The sequence below is a fragment of the Paenibacillus sp. FSL F4-0122 genome, from assembly GCF_038002845.1.
In the GTDB taxonomy this organism is placed as follows: Bacteria; Bacillota; Bacilli; order Paenibacillales; family Paenibacillaceae; genus Paenibacillus_AQ; species Paenibacillus_AQ odorifer.
In genome coordinates this window covers 1260576-1281480 of the sequence record NZ_JBBODI010000001.1, presented here as the reverse complement: position 1 = coordinate 1281480, position 20905 = coordinate 1260576, and the positions used below count along the sequence as shown (strand labels likewise).

Below are 20905 nucleotides of genomic sequence, written 5' to 3'. Positions count from 1 at the left end.
AACACCAAATTGAAAGGTGGCAAGTACACAATGAAATTTACTGATGGTCTCTGGCTGGTTCGTGAAGGTATCACGATTAACGGCGCAGTTCAAAATTATGTTGTAGAAAAGACTCCCGAAGGATTAACAGCAATTACACAAACGACTCCAATCACAGGGCGCGCAGCAACGCTGAATTCAACCCTGCTTACTGTAAAATTCCATTCCCCGCTTCCAGGCGTGGTAGGCATTAAAATTATTCATCATGATGGTGTACAGGAACGTGGTCCGGTTTTCGAACTGACTAAAGGTACTGGCGATCATGTGAAGATTGAAGAAACGGATCTCGAAACCGTGCTGATCAGCGGCGGACTTCGTGTAGTGATTCGCAAAGGCGAACAATGGGCGGTGGATTTCTATCGCGGCGAAGAACGTATTACAGGCAGTGGCTTTAAATCCATGGCTTACATCACCGACCAAGACGGCAACACGTACATGCGTGATGAGCTAGATCTCGGCGTAGGTGAATTCGTATATGGTCTGGGCGAACGTTTTACAGCTTTCGTGAAAAATGGACAAACCGTAGATATCTGGAACAAAGACGGCGGTACTAGCTCCGAGCAAGCTTACAAAAACATTCCTTTCTATGTATCAAGCAAAGGTTATGGAGTATTCGTTAATCATCCGGAATTGGTTTCCTATGAAATCGCTTCAGAAAAAGTGAAAAAGGCCCAATTCAGCGTAGCTGGAGAAAGCTTGGAATATTTCGTGATCGATGGACCTACCATTAAAGACGTTATTAGCAACTATACTGCTCTTACAGGTAAACCAGCGCTTCCACCAGCATGGACTTTTGGATTGTGGCTGACAACTTCGTTTACTACCAACTATGATGAAGAAACTGTAAATTCCTTCGTAGAAGGTATGGCAGAACGTGATCTGCCGCTGCATGTATTCCACTTTGACTGCTTCTGGATGCGTGAGTATCAATGGACTGATTTTGAATGGGATAAACGTGTATTCCCAGATCCAGAGGGCATGCTGAAACGCCTGAAGGAAAAAGGCCTGAAGATCTGCGTATGGATCAACTCCTATATTGGCCAACGTTCACGCTTGTTTGAAGAAGGCAAGAAAAACGGATACTTGATCAAAAAGCCTAACGGCGACGTTTATCAATGTGACCTGTGGCAAGCGGGTATGGGACTGGTGGATTTCACTAACCCTGCGGCTTGTGAATGGTATGCCGGCTACCTGCGTGATTTGGTAGATATGGGCGTAGACAGCTTTAAGACAGACTTCGGTGAGCGGATTCCTACAGATGTAGTTTATTTCGACGGATCTGATCCGATGAAAATGCACAATTACTACACTCAACTGTACAACAAAGTTGTATTTGAAGTATTGGAAGAGAAGCTTGGCAAGAATGAGGCAGCATTGTTCGCGCGTTCTGCAACTGCTGGCGGCCAACAGTTCCCAGTTCACTGGGGCGGAGATTGCTACGCAGATTATGAATCCATGGCAGAAAGCCTTCGTGGCGGTTTGTCCCTAGGTTTGTCCGGTTTCGGTTTCTGGAGTCACGATATCGGTGGTTTCGAGAACACTGCTCCGGCACATGTATTCAAACGCTGGTTAGCTTTTGGACTGTTGTCCAGCCACAGCCGTCTGCACGGCAGCACTTCGTATCGTGTACCTTGGGCGTACGATGATGAAGCTTGTGATGTTACCCGCTTCTTCACGAAGCTTAAATGCAGCTTGATGCCTTACCTCTATGATGTGGCTGGCCAGGCTGCAGAGCATGGCTGGGCTTCTATGCGGGCGATGGTTATGGAATTCCCGGAAGATCCAACATGCGAAGTGCTTGATCGCCAATACATGCTGGGTGATTCCTTGCTCGTAGCGCCTATTTTCCAAGAAAACGGCGAAGTGAAATACTATCTGCCAGCGGGTCGCTGGACACACCTGCTATCTGGTGAAACTGTACAAGGCGGATCATGGCGCAAAGAGAAATATGATTTCTTCAGCTTGCCACTGTTCGTTCGTCAGAACTCCTTGCTGGCAATCGGTAGCATCGACAACAAACCGGATTATGACTTTGCGGATGGCGTGAAATTTGGCCTGTATTCACTTGAAGAGGGTACTACTACTTCTGCAACCGTACGTGATCTTAAAGGTGCTCCTGAATTGACTGTGAAGGCTGCCCGCAAAGGCAACAGCGTAACAGTTACTGCAGAAGGCAGCGGTAAAGAATTCTCGCTTTCCCTTAAAGATCTGGGAGCTATCGCTTCCGTAGAAGGTGCAGAGCAAGTAGATGAGACTACAGTGAAAGTAAACGCAGGTGCAAAATCCGTATCGTTTACCATTACACTGAAATAAGATGATTTCTTAAAGCATATTGATATAGCCATAACCTCTCTTGTAGACTGGGTGAACGATCTATTCCCTGGTCTATAGGAGAGGTTTTAGTGTTACAATCTTAACTAATAACGGGGGAAACGTTATGAATACTAATTTAATTAAGGGAAGTGGAGTTTTGAATCAGACGGACTATACCTCTGCTACGGTTCTTTCAACCGCCGCTAATTTTATTATGAATAGGCAAGAACCTTTTACACATACCTTCCGGACTTATATTCGGTTACGGGAAAACGGCCCGTTGCAGCTAAAATTTTGGCATAGCAATGCAGTGGATTCCACTTGGGACCAAGGGCTTGAAGCTTCGGGTAGTGAACCTGGGGGCAGTTGGGTGATCGAATCGGCTTTTATCGCTGATGGAGGAACTGAGCCAAACGGAGCTATTATTGAGCATACACAACATGCTGTCACCTTTGAAGGCAATGTCTCCAAACCAGTAGCGGCCGGTGAATGCTTCTGGAGTGATGAGACAAGCATTAATCTACCCGATGGCCATTACTTAGCTTTTACATGGACGATTAAGACAACCGCTGCGGGCAAATCCATTCCTTTCAATGTAGAAGGCATGCTGGCAACCGCTTATGATGCGCCCGGAAATCTGGCTGCACAGGAATCAGCCGATGGATTTACAGAATCCGACAAGCTTCTGGTACTGCCAAGCTATATCGGGTATAAGAAAGCTGTGAATAAGAAGCTAGTATTTTTGGGAGATTCGATTACTCAAGGTGTGCGGACATTAAAGGACGGATACGAATATTGGGCAGCGAGAATTGCGGATGGTCTTGGTGCAGAGATTGGCGTATGGAATCTCGGCTCAGGCTGGGCTAGAGCGTATGATGTGGCTGCGGATGGCCCTTGGCTTCACAAAGCTAAACAGAGTGATGAACTGATGATTGTCCTCGGCGTAAATGATATTGATATTGGCTGCCGCTCTGCAGATGAGTTACTTGGTGATCTGACAACTATTATTGCTAAGATCAAAACAGCAAACGCTGATGCTAGTATTATTCTAAGTACGGTGCCGCCGTTTAATTTTCAGGAGGCAAGAGAAGAGACTTGGCGTAGAGTGAATCATGAAATCCTGACTAACCCACCTGCTGGAGTAGACCGTGTGTTTGATATAGCAAGCCTATTATCGTTGCCTGCACCAGACGATCACCGGATCAGACCGGAATATATGAGTGGACAAGACGACCCGCATCCGAACGGCATAGCCGGTAAGACAGTTGCGGACGCCTTTTTAAACTGGTATTGATCAACTCTTAAATGTGTCCCGGTAGTCCTTAGGTGAAGATCCAACCTGCTTCTTAAACACTTTGCTGAAATATTTGACATCATGAAAACCGACCATTTCGGAGATTTGGGCCAGCTTTAGACGAGGATTCTGCAATAGTAACTTAGCTTTATCTATTCGGATATTAACAATAAAGTCGGAGAAGTTAATACCGTATTCCTGTTTGAAACGGCGGGAAATATATTCACGGCTAACAAAAAACTTTCCGGCCACTTCCTGTAAGGACAGGTCGGAAGCGTAATTAAGCTCGATATATTTGACGATATCATGCATCGGATTACGTTCTTTAGCTTGTTTCAAGGCGATTACTTCGGCCAGCTCCTGCATTAGGGAATACGACCAGTCACGCCAAGCGAATAAGGAGAACGAGTAACCGTTCGTATAAGGAGCTGGGTGAAGCTGGTCGGCCTGTTCAAGCTCGGCCAGTGCACCTTCAGCTTCAGGGCCTAACATTTCCCGAACCAGCTGGGAACGAAATAATAGAGCATCATTTTTCCATGAGTTTAGGATTTCTGGTGTAACAATCCCGCCTCGGCTAAGCTCATCTACCCAGTGCTGCGCAGCTGTTGATAATATTTCTGGACTTCCGCTGATGACTGCCATTTTCCAATCTTCCTTGACGTCAGCAAAGTTCGTTGCTGATATATTACCGCGAACCTCTGCTTTGGCGATCTCTTTACGATCTCTGAACTCTTCGGAGGAGGAGGAGAAATGGCAGTAATCCTCATGAATTAATAAGTTTCGGCGTTGTAATGCCTCTGCCACCTCTGCACGCTGATAAGGTAACTGCTTAGGTAAGCTGCCGATGCTGCTGATTCCAAAATGCATTCGGACCTGCAAGGTAGAGTAGATGCCATGATTGATTCTGCCTATTAGCTCGACCACAGAGGTTTGAATATCCCACAGAATAATCGCAATCTCCGGAGGACCTCCCCAATAACGAAAAGCAACACCCTTATGCGGACTGTGCAAAAATTCATTACAAATATTGACGATGGCGTAGTTCATTAGCTCGGTGTCTCCGCCAAAACGTTTAATCAAAGGATTGTTACCCGCATCTGTCTGCACCAATATTAAGCGAGCGGAATGGATGTTTTCCGGAATGATCCTATCACTGCATAACCTCCGCAAAGATAAATCAGAATTGATCGGATCATCAATTAGTGCGGATAATAGCTTTTCCCCATAAATGGGCTTGAACTCATTAAGCTGAATACTCTGTTTCTGCCGCTCGCTTCGGTCATCTTCTTCTGAGCGCCAGGCTGCAACTGCCTTAGCTACCGCTACATTGATTGCCTCGGCTTCGATGGGCTTCAGGATATAATCAATCCCCCCATGCCGCACAGTCTGACGTACGAACTCAAAATCATTATGTCCGCTGACTACAATAAACTTAGTGTTGCCGGCGAATTCGTTCACCCAGGTCATTAACTCTATCCCGTTACCTGATTCCATCATCATATCCATAATGACTAATGCTGGTTTAGCCTGCCGGATGATCTCGATGGCTTCATTTCCATTTCCGGCTTCCAGAATTTCATCGATTTGATGGGCTTCCCAGTCGACAAGCAGTCTGACTGCCTTTCTAACTCTTGCCTCGTCATCAACAATCAACGCCTTCATATCTTTTCACGCTCCGCTATAATTTCAATTTCCAATTTCACTAATACTCCACCCGCTCTAAGGTTATCAACAGTTAAAGTGGCACTATCTCCGCACACAAACTTGAGTCGAGCCAGAACGTTCGGCAGACCAATACCTGATCCTGTAGCTTCCTTGGTTTGCTCTGTATTTCTTAATAAATCTATATCTGTTCTAGTAGGATGCTGTAGCTTCTGCTTTAAAAGATCTAACTTCGCTGAAGGGATCGCATTTCCGTTATTTTGGATACAGATTTCCATCCGGTTGTCATCCACTCTTGCTGCGGTGATTTCAATGAATCCGTCACTGCGGGAAAGATTAAAGCCGTGTTTGAAATAATTTTCTACAATAGGCTGTAAAATCATTTTCGGCATAAACGTCTCTAAAAGTGATTCCTCCATATCGTAGCGGAAACTGAACTTATTTTCAAAACGTTCCTTTTGCAGTTCAATGTAGGCTTTGACATGATCCAGCTCATCCCTAACAGTTACGATCTTCTCCTCATTGTACATGCTGTAGCGCATCATTTTGGCTAGAGCTGAAAGAAGTGAGTAAATTTGGGGCACTTTAAGCTCTAAGGCCAGCGTGCCAATGATTTGCAACGTGTTATTCAGAAAATGCGGGTTGATTTGTGCTTGCAGTGCCCGCAGTTCATTGGTTTTATTGGACAATTCCAGCTTGTACTCCCTTAGGATCAGGTTGTTGATCGTGTCCATCATACTGCGGAATCGCTCGGTAACCACGCCAATCTCATCTTTGCCCATAGGTTGAATTTCAACATCAAGATTACCGGTCTGCACCTGATTCATGTAACGAGTCAACTGCTTGATAGGAGCCGTGATTCGAAAAGAGATCAGGGTCGTTAACGTGGCAATTGTAATCAAAAGTAGAACAAGGAGGATTATATTGATCGCTGCCGCCTCATTGGCTTCCCGGAAGAGATAGGACGTAGGAATCTGCTTCACGAGGGTCCAATTTAAACCTTGGGTTTCGATTCTCTGGTAAATAAACACAGCATCTTCCTCTTCAAAATACCCTTGGGAGCTTTGATTGGTAGCGATTTGCTTGTTGTACCAGGAGGCATGTAGACGCTTGCCGTATTCCTCACTGTTGCTTCCGTATACAATCTTGCCATCGCCATCCAGCAGCCAAATGTTTTCCTGTTTCTGATCATATAACTGACTGACGATGTCGGTAAGAGCCGTTAGCTTAACATCGATCGACAGGAAGCCGATTGGAGTGGTAGTTGGAATCCTTTCAATTCGTCTATGCAATGTGAACACAGGTTCCGGTATGAGTTGCGGGATAGGTGAAGTTAGGCCGTAGCTGTGACTTATATGTGTACTTTGTATAACCACAGGAGAACTGCTAGTGATGTCTGAGTCGGCATAGGGAGGAATACCCTGCCAACGTTTGGGTGTATTCTGGGTGAGCAAAGTGGCTTTTCTATCCTTGGCACCGTACAGATACACCTGGGATATATCTGGCATGGATGAAGAAATGTAATTTAGAGAAGAATAAATTCGTGTATTTGCTGCCATATCCTCATATCCCGCTTCGAGCAGTCTGTAGAAATCTGAATCTGAATAAACGATAAGGGAGAGACGATTGATCTCCTGAATCAGACTTTCGATGTTTCTATTGCCTTGAAAGAGGAGGTTCGTATTCTCGTCTACTGCCCTTGTTCTTAGGGATTGAGTGCTATAGTGATAGCTAATAAACATGGTGGCCATAATACAAATTAACGTTGGCAGTAGGATAAAAACGATCAATTTTGTGCGAATCGTGTTCCATTTCATCGAAATTTGTCACATCCGATCAATATTTTACACCTGAAAGATCACTTTAGTAGGTGTGAGGTACCCTGAAAAAAACAGATAATATGTGTATAAAGCATAAACAAGTAAGTGAGCAAAAGAAAGGGGGGGGCAATAAATGCGCGGCACTAAGTTGTCCCAGTTAGGTCAACAGCTTTTTTTCGTTGGTCCGGCAGTTTTGTTTTTTACCTTAATAACGATTATCCCATTTTTGATGGGGATGTATTACTCTTTCACAGATTGGAACGGTGTATCCGGTAATGTAAGTTGGGTCGGATTTCAAAACTTTTCCACTATTTTCTCAAATGACCCTGACTTCTGGTCTTCCTTTTGGTTTACGGTAAGATTTACGGTGTTAGGTGTGATTTTGACTAACGTGGTAGGCTTCTTCTTGGCTTATCTGTTAACTAAACCTTTAAAGACACGTAACATGCTTCGGACCATTTTCTTTATGCCGAACGTGATCGGGGGATTGTTGCTTGGTTTCATCTGGCAATTTATCTTCATCAAAGGGTTCGCCACTATGGGCGACCTTACAGGATGGTCCTTCTTTAATCTTCCTTGGCTCGGTGATGCCACAACAGGATTCTGGGCGATTGTAATGGTCTTTGTTTGGCAGTCTTCCGGTTATCTAATGGTTATCTACATTGCCTCGTTGAGTAACGTATCTAAAGAAGTACTAGAAGCGGCTGATATTGATGGGGCTTCCCGTTGGCAGGTGCTACGCAATATCGTAGTTCCACTAATTATGCCTGCTGTAACTATCGGATTATTCTTGGCCATTTCCTGGTCATTCAAAATGTTTGACCTTAACTTGTCCTTGACGAAGGGCGGACCGTTCAAATCGACGGAATCCGTTGCTATGAATATTTACAATGAAGCCTTCCTGAACAATCGTTACGGGCTGGGTACTGCAAAAGCGCTGCTGTTCTTTGTAATTGTAGCCATCATTACTCTGATTCAGGTCCGTATCACGAAGAGCAAGGAGGTTGAAGCGTAATGAAACCTACAGAAAAAAAGAGATGGAATATTGGCACGGAAGTGATAATGATCCTTCTGGCCCTGCTCTTTCTCTCTCCATTCTATTTCTTGCTCGCAAACTCGGTGAAATCCTTCGGTGAAATTCTGAGTGATGCGGCAAGCTGGCCAAAAGTATTTATGTGGTCGAACTATTCAACCGCCTGGAAATTAGCCCGTTTCGGTGAAGCTTTCCGAAACTCGGTTATTATCACAGTGATCAGTGTTATTCTAATCTCTCTGTTCAGTGCGATGGCATCCTATCGTATGGTTCGGGCGAATACGAAATTCAATCAGTTCTTGCTGCTTATATTTGTAGCGGCAATGGTAGTTCCGTTTCAAACGATCATGATTCCAATTCTGAAGGTCGTAAATGTTATTGGAGTAAACAACTCTTTCCTTGGTTTGATTATCACGAATCTAGGGATCAGTGTTCCGATGGCGATCTTCCTGTTCCACGGCTTTATCAAGTCCGTTCCTCTTGAAATTGAAGAGGCGGCTACAGTAGATGGATGTAATCCTATTACCGTGTTCTTCCGTATTGTGCTTCCTTTGCTGAAGCCAATGGTGATGACAACGATCGTGCTAAACGCACTTGGAATATGGAATGACTATCTGTTGCCATCCTTGATTCTTCAGGCACCAGAGCTTCGGACCATTCCACTGGCGACTTTCTCCTTCTTTGGTCAATACACCAAACAATGGGATATGGCACTTCCGGCTCTCGTAATCGGGGTCGCACCAATTATCATTTTCTACCTGTTTATGCAACGTTACATTGTTGAGGGAATAGCGGCTGGCTCGGTGAAAGGTTAACACCGAGCCCTTCGTTCCAAATATTTTTTAAGCAGTCCACTATTTTAAGGGGGAATATATAATGAAGAAGAAACACTCCGCAGTTGCTCTATCAGCAGTAATGGCAATGAGTATAGCTCTAACAGCATGTGGTGGTAATAATAACGCTTCTAGTAACTCACAAAATGGAAGCGCTGGCACAAATTCAGGTGAAGTGAAGACCGTAAAGATCTTCCAATTCAAAACTGAAATCGTAGAAGGCCTCAATGAGCTTAAGGTTGAATTCGAAAAAGAATACCCTAACATCAAGCTGGATATCCAAACAGTTGGTGGTGGTGCGGACTACGCAGCAGCATTGAAAACTAAATTCGCTTCCGGCGATGCGCCTGATATTTTTTCCAATGGTGGATATGCAGAAATGGAACTTTGGGGAGACAAGATGGAAGATCTGTCCGACCAACCTTGGGTAAAAGATCTGATTCCTATGGCTGCAGAGCCTATGACTAAAGATGGCAAAGTATACGGTATGGCAATGAACCTAGAGGGTATCGGTATTGTGTATAACAAGGACTTGTTCGCTAAAGCGGGAATCACTGAAACTCCAAAAACATTGTCACAGCTTGAAGAAGCAGCTAAAAAGCTGCAAGCTATCGACGTAACTCCTTTTGGTAATGCATATCAGGAATGGTGGCTGCTAGGTAACCAAGGGATCAGCGTAGCCTTTGCACAACAAGATAATGTAGATGAATTCATCAAAGGTTTGAATGAAGGAACTGGTACAATTGTAGGAAATAAAACGTTTGAAGAGTGGAGCAAGTATCTCAAACTGACTTTACAATACGGACAAAAGAATCCTTTGACCACAGATGCTAACACTCACCTGGCAATGTTCGCAAAAGGCGAAACTGCAATGATGCAAGAAGGTAACTGGGCACAAACTCTTGTTGATAACATCACTCCTGATATGAACATTGGTATGTTCCCTATGCCAATCAATGAAGATGCTGAGAAGAATGACAAAATGACTGTTGGTATCCCTGCGAACCTTGTAGTCAACAAAGAATCCGGTTCTAAAGAAGAAGCAAAAACTTTCTTGAACTGGTTGGTAACTTCCGATATGGGTAAAGAGTATATCGTTAAAAAATGGAAATTCATCCCTGCTTTGTCCACAATCGAAGCAACACCTGAAGACATCGGTATGCTTGGAGCAGACGTATGGAACTATGTAAAAGAAAACAAAGTTTATGGCCTGCAATCCTCCAAATTCCCTGATGGTGTAACGCAAGAATTTGCCAGCGTGATCCAACAGTTCATCGCTGACAAGGTTGACGTTAACGGCTGGATGACTGGTATGCAAGCTGCATGGGACAAGCTTAAAAAATAAGTAAAGCACATTTATAGAGAAGATTTAATGGATATTAGTGGTTAACAGAAGCGCTCTCCGTATACCTCATCAATTTGAGACGGGGAGCGCTTTTTTTGGGAAACAGGGCTGAATATCAAGGGATGGGGAGAAGCGCCAATGAAACGATATGATCATGTTCAGATGGGTGTGGACTATTACCCGGAGCATTGGGATGAATCCATGTGGGAACCAGATATCAAGTTGATGAAAGAAACAGGTGTTAAAGTAGTCCGGGTTGCTGAGTTCGCATGGAGTCGACTGGAGCCAACTGAGGGGAATTACCAGTTCGAGTGGCTGGACCGCGCGCTGAACCTTTTTCATCAATATGATCTGCAGGTTGTGATGGGTACGCCAACAGCTACACCGCCAAGATGGTTAACGACGAAATTTCCAGATGTGCTTCCGGTGTTTGCTAATGGAGAGACCTTTCACCCGGGGGTACGTGGACACCGCTGCTATAACAGCACATCACTGCGTGAGTATGGCAGCCGTATTATTCTGCGTCTTGCCGAGCGTTACAGTGAACACCCGGCCGTCATAGGCTGGCAGACTGATAATGAATTTGGCATGTTGGATTGTCATTGTGACGCTTGTAATACTGCTTTTCGAGCATGGGTACAAGCTAAATACGGAACACTGGATGAGGTCAATGCAGAATGGGGAACCGTAGTTTGGAGCGGGGAGTACAGCGATTGGAATGAGCTTACCGTGCCGCTGGGCGGATCACCTCATCAGAATCCCTCTTTTCTACTGGACTTTCAGCGGTTTCAGTGGGATTCGGTGGTAGCGTTTCAGACGGCGCAGATCAATATTTTGCGTATGATTTGTCCAGAGCATTTCATAACCCATAACTTTCACAGCTATCCGCAGCGTCTCGATATGTACGCAGTGGGTGCAGATCTGGATGTGGCTGCGTTTGATTATTATCCGAATACTTCGCCAACCAAACAAGATACGACGCCTTATAGCGGAGCGCTTTCATTGGACGTAACCCGTGGCATCAAACGTCAAAACTTCTGGATTATGGAGCAGCTGAGTGGATCGCCGGGTTGTTGGATGCCGATGTGGCGAACCCCTTATCCAGGACTGATTCGTGCCTATGCATGGCAGGCGATTGCTAGAGGTGCGGATACGGTTGTTCATTTTCGCTGGAGAAGTGCAATTTCAGGAGCAGAACAATTCTGGCACGGGCTGATTGACCACAGCAATGTTCCGGGACGCAGATTAGCGGAGTTCACGCAGCTATGTCATGAGGTTAATAGGCTGAGCGACAAGCTCCAAGGAACGATGCTGAAAAACGAAGTGGCTATCCTCCATTCCCATGAAGAGAAGGCCGCACTGGATATTCAGCCGCAGGCAGAGGGCTTTGATTATTATGAGAACATTAAGCAGATTCACCGGGCGGTAACCAGGCTTGGCATCGGCTGCGATGTTATCGACCTCAGACAACCGCTTGATGGATACAAAGTAGTGATCGCTCCGAATTTATATTTGCTGGATGAGGAGATCGTACGTAATCTGGAGGATTTTGCCCTCGCTGGCGGGACCTTGCTGATCACCAACCGTAGTGGTGTCAAAAATATAAACAACATCGCAGTCATGCAACCGCTGCCCGGGCAGCTGAGCTACTGTACCGGCGTTGAAGTGCTGGAGTATGATCCGATTGGCGCTGAAACACATGCCATCATGGACGCGGAGGGTAACCAATACGAATGTACGCAGTGGTGCGACATTCTCCGGCCGGTAGTGGCCCAGCCGATTGCTTGGTATGGTGATGATTTCTATCGCGGCACACCCGCTGTAACTGTTAATTCCTTCGGTAAAGGTCAGGTTTATTACTTCGGAACTCATGCGGAAGAGAAGTACTGGTCAGTTCTATTAGAGAACCTGACTAAGGAAAAAGGGTTATTACGCTTTGAAGGATTGCCAAACGGAGTACAAGCCTCCGTGCGGACTGGAAATCAGGGAAGCTTCTTATTCCTGCTTAACCTGAGCCGCGAGTCGGTGATCGTTCCGTTGCCACGAGAATACAGCAGCCTGCTGGATAATAAGATTCGATCGGGAAAGCTCCAGCTCGAGCCGTATGGCGTAGAGGTGCTGGAGATTTGAGTGGTTTTGAGTAAAGAGGTATTGAAGTGGGTTTGGGAGTGTGGCAGGAGAGAGGAAAGTGGAGTGAGGGATGTGTGGAGTAGGGGAAGAGCGGTGTAGGGGAATGTGTGGAGTAGGAATAGTGAAGTAAGTGGAAGTGTGTAGTAAAAAATGAGTGGAGTAGGGCATGCAGAAACTTTAACAGAAGCACAACAGAAAATAGTTGCACTTCGTACACTTATTTGAAGTGTTGGAGTGTTTAATTGGTTTTAGTTGCACTTTGTGCAGCTAAAAATTGGCTAATCCCGCTGCAAGGCCATATTCCGAGAATATAGTTGCACAGAATACACTTATATGGATAATCTCTGCCGTGCAGGCTATTTTAAGTGTACAAAGTGCAATTATTTCGTCTGACTTACTCATACTGAACTGAAGAGAGCTGCACAATGGGCTCCAACATGATCAGATTTCCACATGAAGTCCATAACATGATCAGATTTCCACATAGACTCCCATCATGTACAGATCTACACGATCCAGCTCAGAGGTGCCGCACACTCGCAGCCAAATGCACCCAGCCAACGTACCGTACCGCACCGCCCATTTCTACACAATAGTAGCGCATACCATACTCTTACTACGTTCTAGCCGCATATTCCCAGCGAGCAATTTTTCCACAGTGGGCGGGACATTTTTAATGCAGGCGTCTAAATTGCTCCGGCGTAGTCCCGGATTGCTTGCGAAATGTGGCTACATAGTGACTGACATCGCGGAAGCCGACTAGCTGGGAGATAGCTTTTACCGTAAGATCGGGTTGGCTTACGAGCATTTCTTTGCTTTTGCGGATGCGTAAACGTACGAAGTAGGCATAAGGCGAGAGTCCGAAAGTTTGGACGAATAGGTTGTTAAGATAGCGCCCAGATACCCCTAGTTCATCGGCTAGATCGTTCAGTCCGAGATCAGGATCGCCATAATGGCTGTCCATCCATTTTAGCAGTGGCTGCAGCTTATCTACATTGCGGGAAATCGCCGTATTGTTATGAAGCTGGCCATATTTACTCAAAGTAAGCAAAAAACGATAAGCATCTGTGGAGGCGCCGAGACCAAACATATCCTGGTAGGCATCATGACGATCCAGCATTTCCTTCAGCAGATTGGGGAGAGGCGCTTCATTTTCCCAACGGTAAAAAGAATTACTATTCATCCCAAGCGTCTCCAAAATAGATTGTGCCGAATCGCCACCGAACGTTAGATAATAGGTACCCCAGTTTTTAGTGGAGGCCTCATAACGATGGGGTGTATAGGGAAGTAGTAATACGCCGCTGCCTACGGGCAAGGAAAAGGTTTTATTGTCAAAATGGATAATCCCTTCACCTTCTGAGGTCTGAAGCCAATGATACGTGTCATAGCCATCGGGGCGGGATACTTTTTCCTGATCATGATTGTGCCCCATACTGTCTAAAGTGATTGGCAAGTGCTGTCCACCTTCATGGACGAATACGATCCTGCGATGCATGATTTCGGACAATGCTATCCTCTCCTGTTAGTTCTATATTCTTATATGTATGAGATATTATTTTATATTTAAAGGGCAACCTTAACCATTTACAATAGATATATAATTATACTATAAAGGGTGTGCGAAGTGTGATTAACGATAAATTACCTAAAATTTGGTACGGTGGAGATTACAATCCGGAGCAATGGGATGCGCCTGTATGGGCTGAGGATGAACGGATGTTCAAGCTGGCGGGAATTGATGTTGCCACAATTAATGTGTTTTCCTGGGCTTTAATTCAACCTTCCGAAGATACTTATGATTTCTCCTCATTGGATGAATTAATGGATAGACTATATAAAAATGGAACTTATGTATGTCTAGCTACAGGAACAGGAGCGCATCCAGCTTGGATGGCTCACCGATATCCTGAAGTGACACGTGTCGATGTCCAGGGCAGAAAACGTAAGTTCGGTGGACGTCATAACTCCAATCCGAACAGTTCAGTTTACCGCAAGTATGCAGCGAAGCTGGCTGGTAAGCTGGCAGAACGCTACAAGGATCATCCGGCACTGGTAGCTTGGCATATTTCTAATGAATATGGTGGCTATGATTATTCCGAACAGTCCGCTGCTGCCTTCCGTGTCTGGTTGAAGGAGCGTTATGGTTCGCTGGATGCTTTGAACAAGGCTTGGAATACACGCTTTTGGGGACATACGTTTTATGATTGGGAAGAAATTGTGGTGCCAAATGAGCTGAGTGAAGAATGGAACGGTAACCGTACTAACTTCCAAGGGATCTCGTTGGACTATCGCCGTTTTATGTCTTATAGCTTGCTCGAATGTTACAAAATCGAATATGAAGCGATCAAAGAACACAGCACCAACGTACCTGTTACAACGAACCTGATGGGCTTTTATCCGGAGCTGGATTATTTTGAGTGGGCCAAGCATATGGATGTAATTTCTTGGGACAACTATCCTTCACTGGACACACCGGTCAGCTTTACAGCAATGACACATGATCTTATGCGTGGATTAAAAAATGGCCAACCGTTCATGCTGATGGAGCAAACACCGAGCCAGCAGAACTGGCAACCGTACAACTCTTTGAAACGTCCAGGCGTTATGCGCCTATGGAGTTACCAGGCTGTAGCGCGTGGTGCAGATACTGTGTTGTTCTTCCAGCTGCGTCGTTCGATAGGGGCTTGTGAAAAGTATCATGGAGCGGTAATTGAGCATGTGGGTCATGAACACACACGGGTATTCCGTGAATGTGCTGAGCTGGGCAAAGAGCTGGAACAGCTTGGAGATCAATTACTGGATGCGCGCAGTGCAGCTAAAGTAGGGATCATTTACGATTGGGAAAATCGTTGGGCACTTGATCTATCAAGCGGTCCGTCGGTTGCCTTGGATTACGTGAATGAAGTTCACAAATATTATGATGCGCTGTATCAGCAAAATATCGAAGCCGACATGATCGGGGTTGAAGAGAACCTGTCCAAGTATGAAATTGTTATCGCACCTGTAATGTACATGGTCAAGCCAGGTTTTGCAGAGAAGGTTGAAGCCTTTGTAAAAGCGGGCGGCACATTCATTACGACTTATTTCAGCGGTATTGTTAATGAGAACGACCTTGTAACGGTTGGAGGTTATCCAGGCGAGTTGCGTAAAGTACTTGGAATTTGGGCAGAGGAAATCGATGCATTACTACCAGGTATGAGCAATGAGCTCGTGCTGGATAAAACGTGGGGTAGCTTGAGTGGTTCTTATAAATGTGATCTGCTCTGCGATCTGATCCATGCCGAAGAGGCAGAAGTTTTGGCAGAGTACGGTTCTGATTTCTATAAAGGAATGCCTGCACTGACTGTGAATAAATTTGGCGAAGGTAAAGCTTATTATGTGGCGACTAGCCCAGAAGCTGGATTCCTGCAAGGTTTCCTAGCGAATCTGTGTGCCGAAAAGAACATTCAGCCGCTGGTAACTGCACCGGAAGGTATCGAATCTGTTCAACGTGTGAAGGATGGCGTATCTTATCTGTTCTTGCTGAACCACACCGCTGGTGATTTAAGCGCCGATATTGGGGCGGCTGAGCGTACTGATCTACTAACAGGTAATGTAATTAGCGGTTCAGCTGTTGTGCCGGGTCGCGGAGTATTGATTTTGTCGTATAAAAAATAGTTGAGTCTCATCTAACCTATATAAATTTGAAATCCCCACTACAAAACGCTTTTATGAAGCTGATCGTAGGTGGGGATTTTTTCTGTTATCTTTTGGTGTTTCAGTCGCTGCTCATTTTGCCTTCAGCCGTACCCATTGGGTTTCCGCTGCTTAAAGTAATGCTCTCCGCCAAAGTGGAATCGGATTTCAGCGTATATTGGATAATGTCATCAGCTTTCAGGTCAGCTAAGCTGATCGTGTTCTCCTGACGCGTGCCATTGTCGGAGGTCACCGTTACAATTTTGGTATCAGCATCAATTGTAATATCTGTGGTTTCCTCGGAGAAGGTTTGCTGCATCCCACCACCCTGTGGTCCACCATCTTGTCCACCGCCGTCAGGGCCACCTCCTTCCGGCATTCCCCCCTCTGGAGGTGTACCGTTATCTGAGCCTTGATCATCTTCGGGTCTTTCCGGTGGAGTACCGGCCTGACCATTTTGCATATCGGCTCCAGCCGTACCTCCAGTGCCTTGTGCGGGCGGGGAAGGCATTTCTGACGTATAGATTGTAATCGTGTTGTCGCTAATACTCTTAATCTTGCCGAAATTCATGGACATGTCGGGTCTGCCGTTTTGTTGATTGTCGTTTCCTTGAGATTGCTGTGCCTCAGTGTTATCTGCGGGTGCCGTGTTCGCTTGGTTATTGGCAACTGCTGTTCCTTCGGCCTCCGAATTCGTGCTGCAGCCAGCTAATAATAAAGAACCAAGTAGACTTCCTGAGATCATAATCGGGATTAATTTTTTCATTTATTTTCTCTCCTTAATAGTTTTAGATAGATTAGGAGGAATATATCAGATGGTTCTGAAAGGTTGCTTAAGATCAGCTGAAAGTTTGCCTAAAGAAATAGATCAAGGAAATGCTATATAATAATCATATAAGTGGGATAAAACTCTACAAAGGTAAGTCATGGTAAGACATAACCAACGTTCAGGAAAGAGGCAGTACATGAAGAATTTACTCGTAACAGGCTACCGTGCGCATGAGCTCGGTATTTTTGACAATAAACATCCGGGAATTCCTTATATCAAAAAGGCGCTGTCTAACAGATTAAAGCCGCTAATTGAAGAAGGCGTCGAATGGATTATTACCCCTGGCCAGTATGGTGTCGATCTTTGGGCTTGTGAGGTGGTATGTGAACTCAAGACTCAATATCCTGAATTGAAATTGGGGATCATTACGGCGCATACTGGACAGGAAGAGAAGTGGAAGGAAGAGAAGCAGGAGGAATACCGACGTATTATTGCGGGTGCGGACTTTTGCAGGGCGGTCAGTAATGCCCCTTATGACGGCAGCTGGCAGTTCAGGGCCAGAGATGACTTGTTGTTCCGCAAAAGTGACGGAATATTGCTCTTTTATGATGAGGATGCGGCGGAAGGCAGCCCGAAGTTTTTTAAAGAACGAGCGCTGAAGCTGCATGCAGAGGGAGACTACGAGCTGTTTCTTATTCATTCTGATGAGATTCAAAATATTGCCGATGAAGAAAATCAGCGAGATTATGAATAAAGCTACGAACGAAGACATCGCGAAATAAAAAAGCCCGAATCGGCATTGGGAAATCACCGTTACGGGCTTTAGTTTCTATTTGAACGAGAGGTGGAGAATAGGATGAGTGAGGTCAATCAAGCAGATATTTGTTATGTTATTTTGCTTAGCCCGACGAATCAAGACCGTAGAGACATGGAGATTATTCGTGGTCATGTTAAACATTTACAAGAGCTGGACCGCAAAGGACAATTAGTGCTGTGTGGTCCCTTTAGTGATTGTCCTGGCGGCATGGTTATTGTAAGAGCGAACTCACGCGAAGAAGCCGTTCTCCTTGCCGAAAAAGATCCTTACGTGCTGTCTGGCATTCGTAGCTATGAAGTGCGTACATGGAGTCTGTCCCATGAGGGAAACAGGCATTTAGGTATTGTTCCACTCCAGGAATAGGCTTAATCAAATGAAGCTTTTTAGCGAAGGCGCTTTTCGCACCTTGTAATGCTGCTCATAGGCATAGGCTAGCTTGATAAGCGTGGGCTCCTGATAAGCTTTTGCTGAGAAGGTTACACCAAAGGGAGCACCGGCTGACGTATACCCAGAAGGAACGACGATGGAGGGGTATCCTGCTCTGGAAGTAATTCTGGCGCCAAAATCGGCAGGGAACAGCAGGGCATCCAAATTGTATTCTTTCATAGTGGCATCAATCCCTTCTTCCTTGCATAGCTTTAGGTCAGTCGCACGATGGCGTAAATATTGAGCTTCGCTTTGTGTGCCGGAAGAGGTATATTCCGCATCTATTAACGTAGCTTGACCAAATCTCAAAGTCTCCACAGGGTGTGCATGATTAAAGTCAATAATATCCTTCAAGGTTCGCATAGGTGCTCCGGGACCCAAATGAGATAAATAAGCATTCAGTGCTGTTTTAAATTCGTTTAATACCACCGAAGAGTAACTAATTTCGCGGGCGGTCTTAATATCCGCGGGATCAATGATGGTCGCTCCAAGCTCTCTCATCCTGTCGACGGAAGCGTTGAACAAAGCAAGCTGCTCATCTGTGAGCTCCTCAAAATAATAATCACGTGGTATCCCAATTCGAGCGGCCTGCAAACCATTCGGATCAAGGAATACAGTATAATCCCCGTGGACTTTACCTGTATTTGTTCCCATCGCTGCATCGTGCTGATCATTGCCCAGCATGGCGTTTAGTAGCAACACGGCATCATGAACGGTTCTAGCCATAGGCCCTGCGGTGTCTTGTGTATTGGAGAGCGGCAGGATTCCTGAACGGCTGAGCAGCCCCACGGTTGGCTTAATGCCGATGATGGAGCCCAAATTACCGGGATTAAGAATCGATCCTGAAGTTTCTGTGCCAACAGAGACCGTACAGAAATTACAAGCGACAGCTACTGCTGAACCCGCACTAGAGCCGCCGGTTGGCGTAGAAATATTGTAGGGGTTAAGGACTTGCCCGCCGCGGGAGCTGTAACCGGAGGGCATGCCGTTCGTCATAAAATTGGCGAATTCGGTCATATTGGCTTTACCCATAATAATGGCTCCGGCTTCACGCAGCTTGGTAACTATAAACGCATCTTCCCCGGCAAAAGAATTCGCCAAAGCCAGCGAACCCGCACTTGTATGCATTTTGTCCCCAGTATTGATGTTATCTTTCAACAACACAGGTATCCCGTGCAGCGGGCCGCGAGGGCCATTAATTGCCCGTTCCACATCCAGAGATTCTGCGATAAACAACGCATCAGGATTAATCTCCAGTACAGAGTTAATCGTCAGGCCGTTTTTGTCGTGATCAGCAATGCGTTCATAATACATGAGAACTAGTTGTTTTGACGTAATTTCTCCGGCTTCTAATGCAGCTTGGATGTCCGGTATGGTGGCCTCTACGATTTCAAAACTCATATGCGTTCACGCTTCTTTCCCTCTAGGATATGGCTTCTCCTTCATCTAACCATAATTTGGGTGTTGTTGGTAGTTTTCTTTTTAGACTTACATTTTGATTGGCCATTTGATATATTCAGGTGTGCATTGTAATTTTTTTATTTTTCTAGATTAGGAGCTAAATTAAGAACATGAAAAACCACAACTTTGCTTCAAAAATTATCACTTTTTTTGTGGTGATGATAAGTTTTGCTGTTTTATTTTCAAGTCAAGCCTTTGCGGACGACAGTGATCTCAAATGTTATTTGGACGGTAAGCAATTACATTTTAATGTAAGTCCTATCCTGAAAGATGGAGTCACATATGTACCCATGCGGTCGATATTTGAAGCTTTAGGCGCAACTATAAAATGGGATAATCATGCGAAGTCGGTCTCAGCGGTTAAAGGGGATATTAACATTTTTTATCTGGTCAAAGAAGGAAGAGTAATTGTAAACGCCAAAGAGAATGAGCATGTCTTAAAGGGTATCAATTTTCAAAATAATACACTCGTCCCTCTAAGATTTATTAGCGAAGTGTTGGGTAGTAGTGTCACTTGGGATGAAGGTGCAAAATCTATTTACATAACCTCACCAGTTGCCGAGGAGAAGCTTATTGCTCCGGTTAACAGAACAATTTCAGTAGGAAGTCAAGAGCAATCAAAATCGTTATCAGATGAGAGAAACAGGTTTGTTATAAACGTAAAGCACTACGGTATTAAAAATAATCAGTTGTATAGCTTGCTCGAATTTTCTAACATGGATAATAAAGACATCTCAATAAATTTTAAGCCCGGTGATCAAAAAATCATAAAGACGTTCTCAAAGGAAAAGGATCCCATGCCGACTCTGAAAATTGAAAATTGTACGGAAGTAACCCATAAAGTAGTTATCGATAATATTGGCGGGAATATATATAAAATCCCGGAATTTTCAGTTAATCAGGCGTGTGTCAGTTCCAACCAATCCCAACAAGATGCGCTTGATGTATGGCGGAACAACAATTCCGGCCTCTCGGAATTAGGCAGTAACCTCGTGTCTGTCCGTAAATATATTCAAGATCAGACGGGTGGGCTGCAAAACTTTATGATCCCAGCCAATAAAGCTGAACAGCTGATCTTGGTCGCCCCAGTTGGAGGGAAGGATAGGTTGGTTGTGGAGGGCAGTTATTTTGTAGGAGGTCTATCGAATAAGACTATAGAATTCCAACTAGATTATGAAGTGGTTTCCGAGCTCGATTTGGGTATTTATAGTTACATATATACGGAACCTGTATATTAAGGATCGTTTTATTAGAAAAGAGGTGTCCGAACGGCCAAAATAAATGGCTG

At 45.0% G+C, this 20905-nt stretch carries 15 protein-coding genes; 10 read left to right on the top strand and 5 right to left on the bottom strand.

What is annotated here, in order from left to right; translation table 11 throughout:
- Nucleotides 1–30 precede the first annotated feature (30 nt).
- Nucleotides 31–2352, top strand: a complete 2322-nt coding sequence (gene yicI / locus MHH49_RS05445) for an alpha-xylosidase (RefSeq protein ID WP_076129610.1) — start codon at nt 31–33, stop codon at nt 2350–2352.
- A 124-nt stretch (nt 2353–2476) separates the two neighbouring features.
- Complete coding sequence (locus MHH49_RS05440) at nt 2477–3646, top strand: SGNH/GDSL hydrolase family protein (RefSeq protein ID WP_076099536.1); 1170 nt, start codon at nt 2477–2479, stop codon at nt 3644–3646.
- Here the strand turns inward: MHH49_RS05440 and MHH49_RS05435 are convergent, their stop codons facing one another.
- Both MHH49_RS05435 and MHH49_RS05430 read right to left on the bottom strand, forming a co-directional pair.
- The gene (locus MHH49_RS05435; protein WP_341137965.1) at nt 3647–5308 is read right to left on the bottom strand and encodes a response regulator transcription factor; all 1662 of its coding nucleotides are present in this window, start codon (nt 5306–5308) and stop codon (nt 3647–3649) included.
- A complete protein-coding gene (locus MHH49_RS05430) occupies nt 5305–7125 on the bottom strand; it encodes a cache domain-containing sensor histidine kinase (RefSeq protein ID WP_341137964.1) in 1821 nt (606 codons plus the stop codon). Before MHH49_RS05430 ends, MHH49_RS05435 begins: the two co-directional genes overlap by 4 nt.
- Nucleotides 7126–7261: 136 nt before the next feature.
- Here MHH49_RS05430 and MHH49_RS05425 point away from each other — a divergent pair, with 136 nt between their 5' ends.
- The 4 genes from MHH49_RS05425 to MHH49_RS05410 all read left to right on the top strand — a co-directional run bounded on the left by MHH49_RS05425 (nt 7262) and on the right by MHH49_RS05410 (nt 12469).
- Nucleotides 7262–8143 (top strand): carbohydrate ABC transporter permease, encoded by an 882-nt coding sequence (locus MHH49_RS05425; protein WP_036680772.1) that lies wholly within the window; start codon nt 7262–7264, stop codon nt 8141–8143.
- On the top strand, nt 8143–8976 hold the full coding sequence (locus MHH49_RS05420; protein ID WP_036680774.1) for a carbohydrate ABC transporter permease: 834 nt from the start codon (nt 8143–8145) through the stop codon (nt 8974–8976). The genes MHH49_RS05425 and MHH49_RS05420 overlap by 1 nt, the downstream gene beginning before the upstream one ends.
- Nucleotides 8977–9037: 61 nt before the next feature.
- Nucleotides 9038–10339 carry an ABC transporter substrate-binding protein gene (locus tag MHH49_RS05415; RefSeq protein ID WP_341137963.1) on the top strand — a complete coding sequence of 434 codons (1302 nt, stop codon included), beginning with the start codon at nt 9038–9040 and terminating at the stop codon, nt 10337–10339.
- Between the two features lie 138 nt (nt 10340–10477).
- Nucleotides 10478–12469, top strand: a complete 1992-nt coding sequence (locus MHH49_RS05410; RefSeq protein ID WP_339823929.1) for a beta-galactosidase — start codon at nt 10478–10480, stop codon at nt 12467–12469.
- 673 nt (nt 12470–13142) lie between these two features.
- Here the strand turns inward: MHH49_RS05410 and MHH49_RS05405 are convergent.
- Nucleotides 13143–13976: an AraC family transcriptional regulator gene (locus MHH49_RS05405; RefSeq protein ID WP_235219448.1), complete on the bottom strand. Its 834-nt coding sequence runs from the start codon at nt 13974–13976 to the stop codon at nt 13143–13145.
- A 119-nt stretch (nt 13977–14095) separates the two neighbouring features.
- On the opposite strand from MHH49_RS05405, the gene MHH49_RS05400 reads away from it, so the two are divergent.
- Complete coding sequence (locus tag MHH49_RS05400) at nt 14096–16126, top strand: beta-galactosidase (RefSeq protein ID WP_341137962.1); 2031 nt, start codon at nt 14096–14098, stop codon at nt 16124–16126.
- Between the two features lie 100 nt (nt 16127–16226).
- Here MHH49_RS05400 and MHH49_RS05395 read toward each other — a convergent pair whose 3' ends face one another.
- Entirely contained in the window at nt 16227–16910 is a 684-nt protein-coding gene (locus tag MHH49_RS05395; protein WP_341137961.1) for a hypothetical protein, read from the bottom strand.
- A gap of 199 nt (nt 16911–17109) precedes the next feature.
- On the opposite strand from MHH49_RS05395, the gene MHH49_RS05390 reads away from it, so the two are divergent.
- A complete protein-coding gene (locus MHH49_RS05390; RefSeq protein WP_036680784.1) occupies nt 17110–17667 on the top strand; it encodes a DUF1273 domain-containing protein in 558 nt (185 codons plus the stop codon).
- A gap of 102 nt (nt 17668–17769) precedes the next feature.
- Nucleotides 17770–18093: a YciI family protein gene (locus tag MHH49_RS05385; protein WP_051491142.1), complete on the top strand. Its 324-nt coding sequence runs from the start codon at nt 17770–17772 to the stop codon at nt 18091–18093.
- A 6-nt stretch (nt 18094–18099) separates the two neighbouring features.
- Here the strand turns inward: MHH49_RS05385 and MHH49_RS05380 are convergent, their stop codons facing one another.
- Entirely contained in the window at nt 18100–19557 is a 1458-nt protein-coding gene (locus MHH49_RS05380) for an amidase family protein (protein ID WP_036680786.1), read from the bottom strand.
- Between the two features lie 170 nt (nt 19558–19727).
- Here MHH49_RS05380 and MHH49_RS05375 point away from each other — a divergent pair, with 170 nt between their 5' ends.
- Nucleotides 19728–20855, top strand: a complete 1128-nt coding sequence (locus tag MHH49_RS05375; RefSeq protein ID WP_036680789.1) for a copper amine oxidase N-terminal domain-containing protein — start codon at nt 19728–19730, stop codon at nt 20853–20855.
- Nucleotides 20856–20905: the final 50 nt, after the last annotated feature.